At 66.4% G+C, this 13,949-nt stretch carries 10 protein-coding genes; 5 read left to right on the forward strand and 5 right to left on the reverse strand.

All coding sequences use genetic code 11. The annotated features are described in order from the left end of the window. Entirely contained in the window at positions 1-1,506 is a 1,506-nt protein-coding gene (locus BME24068_RS09165; protein WP_174925861.1) for a cytochrome c, read from the forward strand. Positions 1,507-1,611: 105 nt separating this feature from the next. Here the strand turns inward: BME24068_RS09165 and BME24068_RS09170 are convergent, their stop codons facing one another. Beyond that, positions 1,612-2,940: a dicarboxylate/amino acid:cation symporter gene (locus BME24068_RS09170; protein WP_174925862.1), complete on the reverse strand. Its 1,329-nt coding sequence runs from the start codon at positions 2,938-2,940 to the stop codon at positions 1,612-1,614. A 212-nt stretch (positions 2,941-3,152) separates the two neighbouring features. Continuing rightward, complete coding sequence (gene ggt, locus BME24068_RS09175) at positions 3,153-4,904, reverse strand: gamma-glutamyltransferase (RefSeq protein WP_096501298.1); 1,752 nt, start codon at positions 4,902-4,904, stop codon at positions 3,153-3,155. Between the two features lie 371 nt (positions 4,905-5,275). Here ggt and BME24068_RS09180 point away from each other — a divergent pair, with 371 nt between their 5' ends. Continuing rightward, complete coding sequence (locus BME24068_RS09180; protein WP_174925863.1) at positions 5,276-6,154, forward strand: MurR/RpiR family transcriptional regulator; 879 nt, start codon at positions 5,276-5,278, stop codon at positions 6,152-6,154. Between the two features lie 30 nt (positions 6,155-6,184). On the opposite strand, the gene BME24068_RS09185 is transcribed toward BME24068_RS09180, so the two are convergent. The 3 genes from BME24068_RS09185 to BME24068_RS09195 form a co-directional block, all read right to left on the reverse strand. Continuing rightward, positions 6,185-7,525 (reverse strand): ABC transporter ATP-binding protein, encoded by a 1,341-nt coding sequence (locus BME24068_RS09185; RefSeq protein WP_174925864.1) that lies wholly within the window; start codon positions 7,523-7,525, stop codon positions 6,185-6,187. Positions 7,526-7,536: 11 nt separating this feature from the next. Continuing rightward, positions 7,537-9,288 carry an ABC transporter permease gene (locus BME24068_RS09190; protein WP_174925865.1) on the reverse strand — a complete coding sequence of 584 codons (1,752 nt, stop codon included), beginning with the start codon at positions 9,286-9,288 and terminating at the stop codon, positions 7,537-7,539. Positions 9,289-9,368: 80 nt separating this feature from the next. Further along, the gene (locus tag BME24068_RS09195) at positions 9,369-10,958 is read right to left on the reverse strand and encodes an inorganic phosphate transporter (protein ID WP_096501306.1); all 1,590 of its coding nucleotides are present in this window, start codon (positions 10,956-10,958) and stop codon (positions 9,369-9,371) included. Positions 10,959-11,213: 255 nt separating this feature from the next. On the opposite strand from BME24068_RS09195, the gene BME24068_RS09200 reads away from it, so the two are divergent. The 3 genes from BME24068_RS09200 (at position 11,214) to BME24068_RS09210 (ending at position 13,904) form a co-directional block, all read left to right on the forward strand. Next, entirely contained in the window at positions 11,214-12,158 is a 945-nt protein-coding gene (locus BME24068_RS09200) for a metallophosphoesterase family protein (RefSeq protein WP_174925866.1), read from the forward strand. Beyond that, positions 12,155-12,517 carry a cupredoxin domain-containing protein gene (locus BME24068_RS09205; protein ID WP_420887538.1) on the forward strand — a complete coding sequence of 121 codons (363 nt, stop codon included), beginning with the start codon at positions 12,155-12,157 and terminating at the stop codon, positions 12,515-12,517. Before BME24068_RS09200 ends, BME24068_RS09205 begins: the two co-directional genes overlap by 4 nt. A 247-nt stretch (positions 12,518-12,764) precedes the next feature. Next, entirely contained in the window at positions 12,765-13,904 is a 1,140-nt protein-coding gene (locus BME24068_RS09210) for a patatin-like phospholipase family protein (protein ID WP_174925867.1), read from the forward strand. Positions 13,905-13,949 lie beyond the last annotated feature (45 nt).

The following is a 13,949-nucleotide window of genomic DNA, read 5'->3' on the forward strand; positions in this document are numbered from 1 at the left end:
ATGAAACACACGATCCAACGACAACTTCGCACGCTGCGCGCCGCCGGCTACCGCGCGGCCATCGCACTCGGACTGCTCGGCATAGCCGGCAGCATGCCCGCGTTCGCGCAAACGGCATCGACATCGGCATCGGCCGATGCCGCGCTGATCGAAAAAGGCCATCAGCTCGCGATCGCGGCGGACTGCATGGCCTGCCATACCGCGCTCGACGGCGGCAAGCCGTTCGCGGGCGGATACGGCATCGCGTCGCCGATGGGGCAAATCTATTCGAGCAACATCACGCCGTCGAAAACGGCCGGCATCGGCAACTACACCGAGGCGCAGTTCGCCCGCGCGCTGCGCGAAGGCGTGCGCGCGGACGGCGCACGCCTGTATCCGGCGATGCCGTATACGTCGTACAGCGGCCTCACCGACGACGACGTGCTCGCGCTTTACGCATACTTCATGCACGCCGTGAAACCGGTCGACGATCCCGCCCCCGTGACGAACCTGCCGTTCCCGTTCGGCATGCGCACCGCCATGGCCGGCTGGAACATGCTGTTCCTGACGAACAAGCGTTTCGAGGCCGACCCGGCGCACGACGCGCAGTGGAATCGCGGTGCGTACCTGACCAACGTGCTCGCGCACTGCAGCGCGTGCCACACGCCGCGCAACGCGTTGATGGCCGAAGACTTCGGCCGCAACCTGGGTGGCGCACAGCTCGGCGCGTGGTATGCGCCGAACATCACGTCGGATCCGGTGAGCGGGATCGGCGCGTGGACCGACAACGAACTGGTGTCGTACCTGAAGACCGGCCGCGCCCTCGGGAAGAACCAGGCGGCCGGCCCGATGGCGGAAGCCGTGCAGAACAGCCTGCAGTATCTGTCGGACGCGGATCTGCAATCGATCGTCACGTATCTGCGCAGCACGAAGCCGATCCGCGACGCGCACGAGTCTGCCCCGGCATTCACGCACGGTCGCGCGGTCAGCAGCGAAGCAACGTTGCGCGGCATGTCCGCGTTGAATGCGAACGGCTCGCTGACGACGGGCGCGGCGCTGTTCAGCGGCTACTGCGCGAGCTGTCACCAGGCCAACGGCAAGGGTAGCCCGAGTCAGGCGTATCCGTCGCTGTCGAACAACACCGCCACGGGCTCGCGCAATCCGTCGAACCTGATTGCCGCGATCCTGTACGGCGTCGACCGCGACGCAGGCGGCCAGCACGTGCTGATGCCGTCGTTCGGCGAGGATTCGTACGTCCAGCCGCTGAAGGATGATCAGATCGCCGCGATCGCGAACTATGTGCTCGCGCAGTACGGCAATGCCGACGTGACCGTGACGCCGGACGATGTGGCCGTCGCGCGCAGCGGCGGGCCGGTTCCGCTGCTCGCGCGGGCCCGGCCGCTGATGCTGGCGGCGCCGGTGGTTGTCGTGCTGCTGATCGTATTCGGGATCATGATCCGGCGACGCCGCGCGCGCCGCGTGGCGCCCGACGGCCTGCCGCCCGAACGTTCGCCGCGGCAGCCGTGACTGACGGCATGAACGCAATGTAGCCGCCAGAGGTTGCCGCGATGCGCGGCAACCTCGCGAACCGCCGGCTCTCCCGGCGCGTGATGCACCGTCGCCGGCACACGCTCAGGTCAGGCTTGCCCGACCGGCCTCAGGCGCCGGCCCGTCGATCTGCCGCTCCAGTTCGGCGTCGAGATGCGCGGCATGCGCCGCGGCCTCGGCTTCCGACATCAGCTCGCCCTCCCACTTCGCGACCACCGCGCTGGCGATCGAATTGCCCACCGCATTGGTGGCCGAGCGCCCCATGTCGAGGAAGGTATCGACGCCGAGGATCAGCAGCAGCCCGGCTTCCGGAATGTCGAACTGGTGCAGCGTCGCCGCGATCACGACGAGCGATGCGCGCGGCACGCCGGCCATCCCCTTCGACGTCAGCATCAGGATCAGCAGCATCGTGATCTGCGTGCCGAGCGACAGGTGGATGTCGTACGCCTGCGCGATGAACAACGACGCGAACGTGCAGTACATCATCGACCCGTCGAGGTTGAACGAATAGCCCATCGGCATCACGAAGCTCGAGATCTTGCGCCGCACGCCGAAGCGGTCGAGCGCGTCGAGGATCTTCGGGTATGCGGCTTCGGAGCTCGCCGTCGCGAACGACAGCATGAACGCTTCCTTGATCAGCACGAGCAGCTTGAACACGCGGCGGCCGAGGAACAGCAGGCCGGCGGCGACGAGCGTGCTCCACAACAGGAACAGGCTCACGTAGAAGTCGCCCATGAACACCGCGAACTTCAGCAGGATCGACAGCCCGTTGATCGCAACCGTCGACGCCATCGCCGCCAGCACCGCGAGCGGCGCGAGCTTCATCACGTAGCCGGTGATCTTCAGCATCACGTGCGCCAGCTGGTCGATCGCGGCGACGAGAATCTTGCCGCGCTCGCCGAGCGCCGACAGCGCGACGCCGAAGAACATCGAGAACACGACGATCTGCAGGATCTCGTTGTTGGCCATCGCCTCGGCGAACGATTTCGGCACCATGTGACCGACGAAATCCTTCAGCGTGAACTTCGACGTCGCGAGATGCGCGGACGCGCCGATGTCCGGCAGCGGCAGGCCGAGATTCTCGCCGGGCCGTAGCAGGTTCGCCATCAGCAGCCCGAGCAGCAGCGAGATCAGCGACGCGGTGACGAACCAGCCGAGCGCCTTCACGAACACGCGCCCCACCGACGACGCATCGCCCATGTGCGCGATGCCGACGACGAGCGTCGAGAACACCAGCGGGCCGATCACCATCTTGATCAGCCGCAGGAACACGTCGGACACGAGCGAGATGTAGCCGGCGATCTCGACGGCCGACTGCTTGTTCGGAAACTGCGTGTAGATCAGGTAGCCGATGAGGATGCCGGCCGCCATCGCGAGCAGGATCCAGACTGCTGCGGACATTCGTTTGTTCATAGCGGAATTCGACGCACGGGGCAGGAATTGAAGGGCGAAAAGCGCACGCCGGTGCCGTGCCGCGGCGCGCGTGTTGCGGGTCGGTCGTGCCCGGCATGCCGGGCCGCCGCCGCGCTTGCTGCTGCGAAAGCGATCGCGACAGCGCGCGAACGGACGCGCTGGCGAACGCCGGCTGCAGCCGTGCAGCGTGATGCGCGCCAGCGCGCCCGGGATCAGTACCCGATCGCCGAACCGGCCGGGCGGCGCGGATCGTTGAAGCCGTACACGAAGCCGACGCGCACGTTGCCGGAGACCGACGAGTCGTTGCCGGAGCTCTGGCGGCTCGCCGCTTCGGTGCCCGGCAGGCCCACCAGGATCAGCTCGGCGGCACCCCACGGCGTCTGCTCGACCATCTTGTAGCCCATGTTGCGCAGGATCGCGAGCGTGTCGGGCGACAGGCCGTAGGTTTCGTAATAGACCTCGTCGGGCAGCCATTGATGATGGATGCGCGGTGCGTCGACCGCGTCCTGCGGCGCCATCCCGTAGTCGATCACGTTCAGCACGGTCTGCAGCGTGATCGTGATGATCCGCGAGCCGCCCGGCGAGCCGACCACCATGAACACCTTGCCGTCCTTCTTCACAATGGTCGGCGCCATCGACGACAGCGGACGCTTGCCCGGCGCGATCGAGTTGCGCATGCCCTGCACGAGGCCGAACAGGTTCTGCGCGCCGACCTTGACCGTGAAGTCGTCCATCTCGTCGTTCAGGAAGAAGCCCGTGCCCGGCGCAATGACCACGGCGCCGAAGCGGCCGTTGACCGTATACGTCGTCGACACCGCGTTGCCGTCGTGGTCGATGATCGAGTAATGCGTCGTTTCCGGCTTCTCGTGCACGCCGACGCCCGGCTGCACGTCGACCGACGGCGTTGCCGTGTCGGCGTGGATGCTCTGGCGGATCTGCGCCGCGTATTCCTTGCTCGTGAGCTTCGCGATCGGGTTGTCGATGAAGTTCGGGTCGCCCAGCAGCGTGTTGCGATCCTCGTACGCGTGGCGCATCGCTTCGGTCATGTAGTGGATCGACGCGGCCGAATGGTAGCCAAGCTTGCGCATGTCATACCCTTCGAGGATGTTCAGCGTCTCGCACATCGTCACGCCGCCCGAGCTCGGCGGCGGCGCCGACACGAACTCGTAGCCGCGATACGTGCAGGTCAGCGGCGCCATGTCCTGCGCGCGATACGACGCGAAATCCGCCGCCGTGATCAGCCCGCCGCCGCGCCTGGCCGCCGCTTCGACGATCTTCGGGATCTCGCCGTGATAGAACGCGTCGGGGCCCTGCTCTGCAATGCGCTCGAGCGTGCGCGCGAGATCCTTCTGCACCAGGCGGTCGCCCGGCTGCAGCGGCGTGCCGTCCGGACGCAGGAAGATGCGCGCGGCGTCCGGGTCCTTCTTGAAGCGGTCGATCGTCGTGTCGAGGATGTCCGTATCGGCACGCGTCAGCACGAACCCGTCGCGCGCGAGCCGGATCGCCGGCTCCATCACCTGCTTGCGCGTCAGCTTCCCGTACTTGCGCTGCGCGAGATCGAGGCCCGCGACCGTGCCCGGCACGCCGACCGCGCGATAGCCGTACAGGCTGTCGTCCGGAATGACGTTGCCCTTCGCATCGAGGTACATGTTCGCCGAAGCCGCCGCCGGCGCCGTTTCGCGGAAGTTGATGAAACGGTCGCGGCCGTCGGCCAGGTGAACGGTCATGAAACCGCCGCCGCCGATGTTGCCGCAGCACGGGTTGGTCACGGCCTGCGCGTAGCCGACCGCCACCGCCGCGTCCACCGCGTTGCCGCCTTCCTTCAGGATGTCGACGCCGATCTGCGACGCGAAATGCTGCGACGACACGACCATGCCGTTCTTCGCTTCGACCGCGGGTTCCGACGCCGCGAACGCGCACACGCTCATGGCCGACAACAGGGTGAGTACTACGAGCCGCCTCATGACGGAATCCTCCAGACAATTCAGATAACCGGGCCACACCGGGGATGCGCGCCCAGTCGACGGACTGGGCGTCGCTGCTGATTCGACATGTAATGAACGATACATTTCAGCAAGGCCGCGATCATAGCATTGGCATTTTCATGTCAAAACCTAGGGTATTCACTGAATTTTTGCGCGAGCGCTTGTACCGCCAGGTGACTCGTTATGTTTGTTTCATTACAAATCAGGCGAAATGAGGCGCCGGATGATGCGTCCCTCCAATCGGCAGCCGCGCGCGGCCCGCGGCGCGCCGATCGGCTAACATGCGTGGAGTCGCCGGCAGACGCATGTCTGCCGTTTGTCATTCAGATACGAGAAAGCCGGAGTGCCCGATGGGGACAAGCATCAGGGCGTTGCTGCTATCCCAGATGGATAGCTTTACGCCGTCGGAACAGAAGGTCGCGCAAGCGTTGCTGGATCGCTACCCGAGCCTCGGGCTCGGGCCGATCGCGAGCGTCGCGAAGCAAGCCGAAGTCAGCGACCCGACCGTGTTCCGCTTCGTCGTGCGGATCGGCTTCCCGAACTACTCGTCGTTCCAGCAGGCGTTGCACGACGAGATCGACACGGCGATGAACTCGCCGCTCGCGCGCATGGATGCGTTCCATTCGGAATCCGGGATGCGCGACAGCCATGCGGCGATCTTCCAGCGGCTTTCGCAATCGCTCGCGACGACGATCGAAGGACTCGACGCCGCGGCGTTCGACGAAGCGGTAACGCTGCTGGCCGATCCCGATATCCGCGTGTTCTGCGGCGGCGGGCGGTATACCGCGCCGCTCGCTTCGCTGTTTTCGTTCACGCTCGCATATGCGCGGCCGCAGGTTCAATACGTCGAGCCGAACGTGAATCTCGCGTCCGTCTCGCTGGCCGACATGGGGCCCGGCGACGTGCTGGTCATTTTCGATTTTCGCCGCTACCAGAAGGACAGCATCCGGTTCGCGCAGGCCGCGCACCGGCTCGGCGCGCGGGTGCTGCTGATCACCGACGAATGGCGCTCGCCGATCAGCGCGTTCGCGGAGATCGTGCTGCGGATCCTCGGGCGTCCGTTCGCGATGCTGCAGACCAACGTGCCTGCGCTGGCGCTCGCCGAAGCGCTCGTGATCGGCGTGACGAACCAGCTTCCGGAACTCGCGCGGCAGCGGATGGAGAAGATCGAGCGGCTCAATAACGGCGGCATCGAGCAGGATACGAACCTGCGGGATTTGCCCGAGTGACGGTCGGCAGTCGCCATTCGGGCGTGGGGGTCAGCTTTCGACATCCTCGAGACTGAACACCTCCGTCTTGTCGTTATACGAAAAGACTTCGCCGTAACGCCCCCAGTCGATCACCGCATCCAGCGTTTCCTCGGCCGCTTCATCCGACAGGAAATCCTCCAGCTCCTGCTCGAAACGCACGCGCGGCGCGCGGTGGCCCGGGCGCTCGTTGAGCACCTTCCTGATCCGCGCCGCCAGCGGCACATGCTTGAGCAGGTGATCCGCGAACATCAGCTTGCGCTCCTGCGTGCCGAACTCGGCAAACACGCGCGCCGGCGGCGTCAGGAACACGTCGCCTTCGCGCACGTCCGCGAAACCGAGGTACTGCAGCACTTCGGCGATCGGGAACAGTTCGTCCACTTCGAGATGCAGCGTGCGCGCGATTTCCGGCATGTCCGCGCGGCCATGGTACGGCGCCATCGCGAGCGTCTCGATCAGGCCGGCCATCAGGTTGGTCGACACCTGCGGCAGCCAGCTGCCGAGTTCGAGCCCCTTCTTCGTCGCCTCGTTGGTCTGGCGCGCGGTCATCTTCGCGTAGATGTCGTCGACCAGCTTGCGGAAATCGGGATCCAGCCGGTTGCGCGGATGCTTGAACGGCACCTTGATCTCGGCGATCACGCGGCCCGGGTTCGACGACAGCACCAGAATCCGGTCGCACATGAACACCGCTTCCTCGATGTTGTGCGTGACGATCAGCACCGACTTGATCGGCATCCGGCCTTGCGTCCACAGGTCCAGCAGGTCGGTACGCAGCGTTTCCGCGGTCAGCACGTCGAGTGCGGAGAACGGCTCGTCCATCAGCAGGATCGTCGGATCGACGACGAGCGCGCGCGCAAAGCCCACGCGCTGGCGCATCCCGCCCGACAGCTCGCGCGGATACGCGTTCTCGAAACCGTCGAGACCGATCAGGTCGATCGCCGCGAGCGCGCGTTCGCGCCGCTCGCGCGCGCCGACGCCGAGCGCTTCCAGCCCGGCTTCCACGTTCTGCAGCACGGTCAGCCACGGGAACAGCGCGAAGGTCTGGAACACCATCGCGACGCCTTCGGCCGGGCCGCGCAGCGGCTTGCCGAGATAGGTCACGTCGCCGCCGGTCGGCTCGATCAGGCCGGCGATGATGCGCAACAACGTGGATTTGCCCGACCCGGAACGGCCGAGCAGCCCGACGATCTCGCCTTCGCGCAGCGACAGGTTCGCATCGTCGAGCACGAGCAATTCGCCCTGCGACTTGTTGAAGCCGCGGTTCACGTGCTCGACACGCAGGATTTCCTCGCCGAGACGCGGCGGCTGGAGCGGCGCCTGGGCAGGGGCGTTGATGACGGTCGAATTTTGCATCGTGCTTACTCTCAATCGAGACGGAGCCGGGATTCCGCATAGGCGTACATCGGACGCCACAGCAGGCGGTTGAACAAGGTAACGAACAGGGACATCACGGCGATGCCCAGGATGATCTTCGGGAAATCGCCAGCGATGGTGGTCTGCGCGATATATGCGCCCAGGCCGTGCGCGACGACCTTCGTGTCGCCCCATTGCACGAACTCGGACACGATGCTCGCGTTCCACGCGCCGCCCGACGCGGTGATCGCACCGGTCACGTAGTACGGGAAGATGCCGGGCAGGATCGCTTGCCGCCACCACTGCCAGCCGCGAATGCGGAAGTTCTTCGTCGCTTCCTTGTAGTCGTTCGGGTAGGACATCGCGCCGGCGATCACGTTGAACAGGATGTACCACTGCGTGCCGAGCACGATCAGCGGCGACAGCCAGATGTCCGCGTTCAGGTGGAAGTGAACGATCACGATCACGAACACCGGGAACAGCAGGTTCGCGGGGAATGCGGCGAGGAACTGCGCGAGCGGCTGGATCTTCTCGGCCAGCTTCGGGCGCAGTCCGATCAGCACACCGAGCGGCACCCAGATCAACGACGCGATCGCGATCAGCACCAGCACGCGCAGCAGCGTGATGAGCCCGAGCACGAGCACGTGACCGACTTCGGCCATCGTCACGCCGGTCGCGACGAAACTGACGACGCGCCATACGACGTACACCGTCAGCAAGATCACGCACGCGCCCCACACGATGTCGCCGATGCGCGACGAGCGGCGGCTCGATGCGACGCGCGCACCGACACCCTTGAACGACGGCACGCGCAGCGGCACGCGAGCCGCCTGCGACAGCAGCCAGCCGGCCGGCACCAGCAACTGATGGATCAGGTGCGTACGGCGCAGCATGTCGAGCAGCCACGACTGCGGCGCATCGCCCGACGCGGTGTTCTCCATCCGGAACTTGTCGGCCCACGCGACGAGCGGACGGAACAGGAACTGGTCGTACGCGAGGATCACGACCGACATCGCGACGATCACCCAGCCCACCGCACCGAGGTTCTTGTCCGAGATGGCCTGCGCGAGATACGCGCCGATGCCCGGCAGCGTGATGATCTGGTTGCCGACGGTGATGGCCTCCGATGCGACGACGAAGAACCAGCCGCCCGACATCGACATCATCATGTTCCAGATCAGGCCCGGCATCGAGAACGGCACCTCGAGCTTCCAGAAGCGCTGCCACGACGTCAGGTGGAAGCCGCGCGACACTTCGCTCAGGTCGCGCGGCACGGTGCGCAGCGACTGGTAGAAGCTGAACGTCATGTTCCATGCCTGGCTCGTGAAGATCGCGAAGATCGCCGCGAGTTCGGCGCCGAGCACGCGCCCCGGAAACAGCGCGAGAAAGAACGTGACCGTAAACGAGATATAGCCGAGCACCGGCACCGACTGCAGGATGTCGAGGATCGGGATCAGCACCATGCCCGCGCGGCGGCTTTTCGCGGCGAGCGTGCCGTAGACGAGCGTAAATACGAGCGACGCGACCATCGCGGCGAGCATCCGCAGCGTGGTGCGCAGCGCGTATTCAGGCAGGTTCGACGGATCGAGCGAGATCTTCTGCGTCTGCAGCACGCCGATCGGCGCCATCGTCTGATGGAAACCGACGATCGCCATCGCGAGCAGGCAGATGATCAGCGGAAACGCGACGGCATCCCAGCGGTTGGGGAGCACGCGCCACGCCGAGGCGTTCGCGGTGCGGTTCGGATCGAAACTGATATCCATCGGTAGCGTCTTGGTCGAATTGAAAATCGATGGGGCCGGCCGCATGACGCGCGGCCGGGCGCGGCATCAGCCGACGCGGTTCAGAACAGGCCGTGCAGCGCCCAGTACAGGACGGCGGACAGCGCGATCGACGCGGGCAACGTGAGCACCCACGCGAGCACGAGGTTGCGCACCGTGTCCCAGCGCAGCCCCGCGCCGCTCGCGGTCATCGTGCCGGCCACGCCGGACGCGAGCACGTGCGTCGTCGACACCGGCAACCCGTATGCGTCGGCCATCCCGATCGTCAGCATCGCGACGGCTTCGGCGGACGCGCCCTGCCCGTACGTGAGGTGCGACTTGCCGATCTTCTCGCCGACCGTCACGACGATCCGCTTCCAGCCGACCATCGTGCCGAGACCGAGCGCGATCGCGACGGCGACCTTCACCCACGTGGGGATGAACTTCGTCGCGCGGTCCATCTGCTGCTTGAACGCGTCGAGCGCGCTCGCATCCTCGGCGGAGAACGCCGGCGCCTTCGCCTTTTCCATCAGCCGGATCGCCTCGGACGCGACGTACATGTTGTTGCGCACGTTGTCGACGAGGTTCTGCGGCACGCTCGCAATGCCGCCGGCCTGCGCGACCTGGTCGGCGATCGTGTCGGTGAGCTTGCGCAGCGCGGGAATCGTCGCGGGTGCCAGCTTGTGGGTGCGCACGTAGGCCTCGACGTCGGCGCGCGCGTCGCCCGACTGCGCGGCGGGGTCCGCGTACTTCACGAGCGTCGTCGATGCATGGCGCGCGACCGCGACGAACGTGCTCGTCTGGTCGGGCGTCACGGCCTTGTTCAGCGCATAGGCGGTCGGCATCACGCCGATCAGGATCAGCATGATGAGACCCATGCCCTTCTGCCCGTCGTTCGACCCGTGCGCGAACGACACGCCGGTGCAGGTGAGGATCAGCAGCAGGCGGATCCAGAACGGCGGCGGCTTGTTGCCCTTCGGCTCCTGATACAGCGCCGGCACGCGCACGAGCGCCTTCAGCAGCAGCAACACGAGCGCGGATAGCACGAAGCCGACCAGCGGCGAGAACAGCAGCGCCTTGCCGACGCCGAGCGCCTGGTTCCAGTCGACGCCGCTCGTGCCCGACGGGCCGCTGACGATCTGGTTCATCAGCCCGACGCCGATGATCGAGCCGACGAGCGTATGCGAGCTCGACGACGGCAGGCCGAAATACCAGGTCGCGAGGTTCCACGTGACGGCCGCGATCAGCAGCGCGAACACCATCGCGAAGCCCGACCCGCTGCCGACCTGCAGGATCAGTTCGACCGGCAGCAACTGCAGGATGCCGAACGCGACGGCGCCGCTCGAGACGAGCACGCCGCACAGGTTCCACAGCCCCGACCACACCACCGCCAGGTGCGGATCGAGCGAATGCGTATAGATGACGGTCGCGACCGCGTTCGCGGTGTCGTGAAAACCGTTCACGAATTCGAAGCCGAGCGCGATCAGCAGCGCGACGATGAGCAGCAGGAACGGCAGGATCGAGCTTTCCTTGACCGGGCCGAGATCCGCGCTCAGGTGAACGCCCACGTAGACGATACCGCAGGCAATGATCAGAAAAAACAGCGCGAGGCTGATGGTGCGTGTGCGATGGCTGGCGGCACCGCTGGTTTCCGTTGCCGCGAGATTCGGCATGAGGGGCTCCGGAGAGGTGATTCGGTGTCGCAGGCTATCGGGCGGCCATGACGCAAATGTGACATGTCACTTACAGGACATTGACAGGTCATCCTGCTATGACCCCGTCTCGGCTCGCAAGCCGCGAGCACCGGGGTTCCGCCTCGTAACACGCGGGAATAAATCCGCCGCCGCATCGGTATCGCAAGCGAACGACGCCGGTTTATTTCCGGACGATCCGGCCGTCCGGTTCCGTCATACGATTGCGAGGCTCACATGTCTTCATCGACTCCCACCCGCCCGTCGCGCCGCAAAGCCCTGCAATGCATGGCGTTCGGCGGCCTCGGTACGCTGTTTACGCTGTCGGGCGGCATCCTGACGCCGTTCGACCTCGCGCTCGCGCAAAACGGCGAGCGCCCCTCCGCCGATGCGGGCCGGCCGTTGTTCGTGCAGATCAGCGACACGCACATCGGCTTCAACAAGGACGCGAATCCCGACGTCGCGGCGACGCTGCGGCAGACCATCGATCTCGTCAACGGCATGTCCGCCGCGCCCGCGCTGGCCATCCACACCGGCGACATCACGCACCTGTCCAAACCGGAGGAATTCGACCGCGCGTCGCAACTGCTGTCCGCGCTGCGCGTGCCGGAGCTGCACACGGTGCCCGGCGAACACGACGTCACCGACGGGTCGGGCGCCGAGTACTTCAGCCGGTTCGGCAGCGCGTCGAACAACCGCGGCTACTACAGCTTCGATCACGCGGGCGTGCACTTCGTCGCGCTCGTCAACGTGATGCACTTCAAACCGAACGGGCTCGGCAGCTTCGGCGACGATCAGCTTGCATGGCTCGCGCAAGACCTGAAGGGACAGTCGTCGAGCACGCCGATCGTCGTGTTCTCGCACATGCCGATGTGGACCATCTACGAACCGTGGGGCTGGGGCACCGGCGACGCGCCGCAGACGATGGCGCTGCTGCGCCGCTTCGGTTCCGTCACCGTGCTGAACGGACACATCCACCAGATCGTGTCGAAGGTCGAGGGCAACGTGACGTTCCATACCGCGCGCTCCACCGCGTTCCCGCAGCCGACGGCCGGCAACGGGCCGGGCCCGGTGCCGCTCACGGTGCCGCGCGACCGGCTGCCCGCGATGCTCGGCGTCACGACGGTCGACTTCTCGGGCCATCCGCTCGCATCGTCGCTGCATGACGCGACGCTCGCATGACGTACCGGGAGACCGACATGAACCGCTTCGGGAAACCGGCGCTGCCGGCCGCGCTGTTCCTGTGTGCGGCGATCGGCGGCACACCGCTCGCCGCGTTCGCGCAGGGCCCGGCCGACTCGCTCGTGACGATCCGCAATTTCATGTTTTCGCCGATGTCGACCACGATCAAGGCCGGCACGACGATCACGTGGAAGAATCTCGACGCCGAACCGCATACCGTCGTCAACGACGCGGGGATCTTTCATTCGAAGGCGCTCGACCAGGACGAAACCTATTCGTTCCGCTTCGACAAGCCGGGCGTATACAAGGTGTTCTGTGGGATCCATCCTTATATGAAGGAGACGATCACCGTCGAATGAGCGTGCGGCACATGCCGATACGCGGCGCGCGGGCTGTGCGCCTGGTCGCAACGCCGGCCGCGAACGCGGCCGGATCGGCACGCCGTGCCGCACCCGAATCCGCGCCGGCTCGCGCTCGATAACCGATAACCGGCATGGATGCACGCGGCCCGCAACGCCCGATTCCCGCACGAGAACCGTCCGCCGATCGCCTACACTGATTCCATCCGGCCGGCGCCTCCGGCCGTGACCGACCACGAGGCCAGCGATGACGGCGAATCAATCCGCACCTGCGAAACTGCCCGGGCAAGTCGTGCTCGTCCTCCAGGGCGGCGGCGCGCTGGGCGCGTACCAGCTCGGCGTCTACGAGGCGCTCGATGCGGCCGGCATCCAGCCCGACTGGATCATCGGCACGTCGATCGGCGCGATCAACGCGGCGCTGATCGCCGGCAATGCGCCGGGACATCGCGCGCAACGGATGGCCGAGTTCTGGCGCCGCGTCACCGGACAGCCCGCGCTCGACGTGCCGGGCTTCCCGACGAGCTGGGACAAGATCGGCGCCGAGCTCGGCGTCATCGGCGCGGGCATCCCGGGATTTTTCCGGCCGAACCCGGCCGCGTGGCTCGGGCCGCTCGCGCACGTCGGCGTCGAGCACGCGTCGTACTACGTGGTCGATCCGCTGCGTGCCACGCTCGCCTCGCTCGTCGATTTCGACCGGCTGAACGCGGGCCGGCCGCGCGTGACCGTCGGCGCGGTCGATGCGTGCACCGGCGCGATGCGCTATTTCGATTCGCGCGACCTGCCGCTCGGCATCGAGCACGTGATGAGTTCGGGCGCGCTGCCGCCCGCGTTTCCGGCCGTGCGGATCGACGGCGCGCCGTACTGGGACGGCGGCATCTATTCGAATACGCCGGTCGAGGTCGTGCTGGACGACGCGCCGCGCCGCAGCTCGATCATCTTCTCGGTGCAGATGTGGAATCCGGTCGGACCCGAGCCGAAAAGCATCTGGCAGGTGTCGGAGCGGCAGAAGGACATCCAGTACGCGAGCCGCACCGACAGCCATATCGCGCGGCAACAGCAGATTCACCGGCTGCGGCACGTGATCCAGGAACTGGTCACGCGGCTGCCGGAAGCGGAGCGCACGTCGGCCGACGTGCAGGCGCTCGCCGCGTGGGGCTGCCAGACGACGATGCGCGTGATCAAGCTCGCGGCGCCGCGGCTCGACGGCGACGACCAGTGGAAGGACATCGATTTCACGCCGGCCGGGATTGCGGCGCGCCGGCAGGCGGGGTTCGAGGCGACGATGCAGACGATCGCCGCGCGGCCGTGGGAGATTCCGATGGCGCCGACGGAAGGATTGAGCGTGTGGAGCCCGGACGAGAACCGGATCGGGGAGCGGCATGGCTGATGCCGATGCGGCGCGCGGTATCGCCGCGCGGATCGCCCGTCGCGC

It is taken from the genome of Burkholderia anthina, from assembly GCF_902498995.1.
GTDB classification, from domain to species: Bacteria; Pseudomonadota; Gammaproteobacteria; order Burkholderiales; family Burkholderiaceae; genus Burkholderia; species Burkholderia anthina.

Coding starts and splice junctions, on each gene's coding strand:
- BME24068_RS09170 (WP_174925862.1), bottom strand. CDS start 2,940: ATGAACAAACGAATGTCCGCAGCAGTCTGGATCCTGCTCGCGATGGCG.
- ggt (WP_096501298.1), bottom strand. CDS start 4,904: ATGAGGCGGCTCGTAGTACTCACCCTGTTGTCGGCCATGAGCGTGTGC.
- BME24068_RS09195 (WP_096501306.1), bottom strand. CDS start 10,958: ATGCCGAATCTCGCGGCAACGGAAACCAGCGGTGCCGCCAGCCATCGC.
- BME24068_RS09200 (WP_174925866.1), top strand. CDS start 11,214: ATGTCTTCATCGACTCCCACCCGCCCGTCGCGCCGCAAAGCCCTGCAA.
- BME24068_RS09165 (WP_174925861.1), top strand. CDS start 1: ATGAAACACACGATCCAACGACAACTTCGCACGCTGCGCGCCGCCGGC.
- BME24068_RS09210 (WP_174925867.1), top strand. CDS start 12,765: ATGACGGCGAATCAATCCGCACCTGCGAAACTGCCCGGGCAAGTCGTG.
- BME24068_RS09180 (WP_174925863.1), top strand. CDS start 5,276: ATGGGGACAAGCATCAGGGCGTTGCTGCTATCCCAGATGGATAGCTTT.
- BME24068_RS09205 (WP_420887538.1), top strand. CDS start 12,155: ATGACGTACCGGGAGACCGACATGAACCGCTTCGGGAAACCGGCGCTG.
- BME24068_RS09190 (WP_174925865.1), bottom strand. CDS start 9,288: ATGGATATCAGTTTCGATCCGAACCGCACCGCGAACGCCTCGGCGTGG.
- BME24068_RS09185 (WP_174925864.1), bottom strand. CDS start 7,525: ATGCAAAATTCGACCGTCATCAACGCCCCTGCCCAGGCGCCGCTCCAG.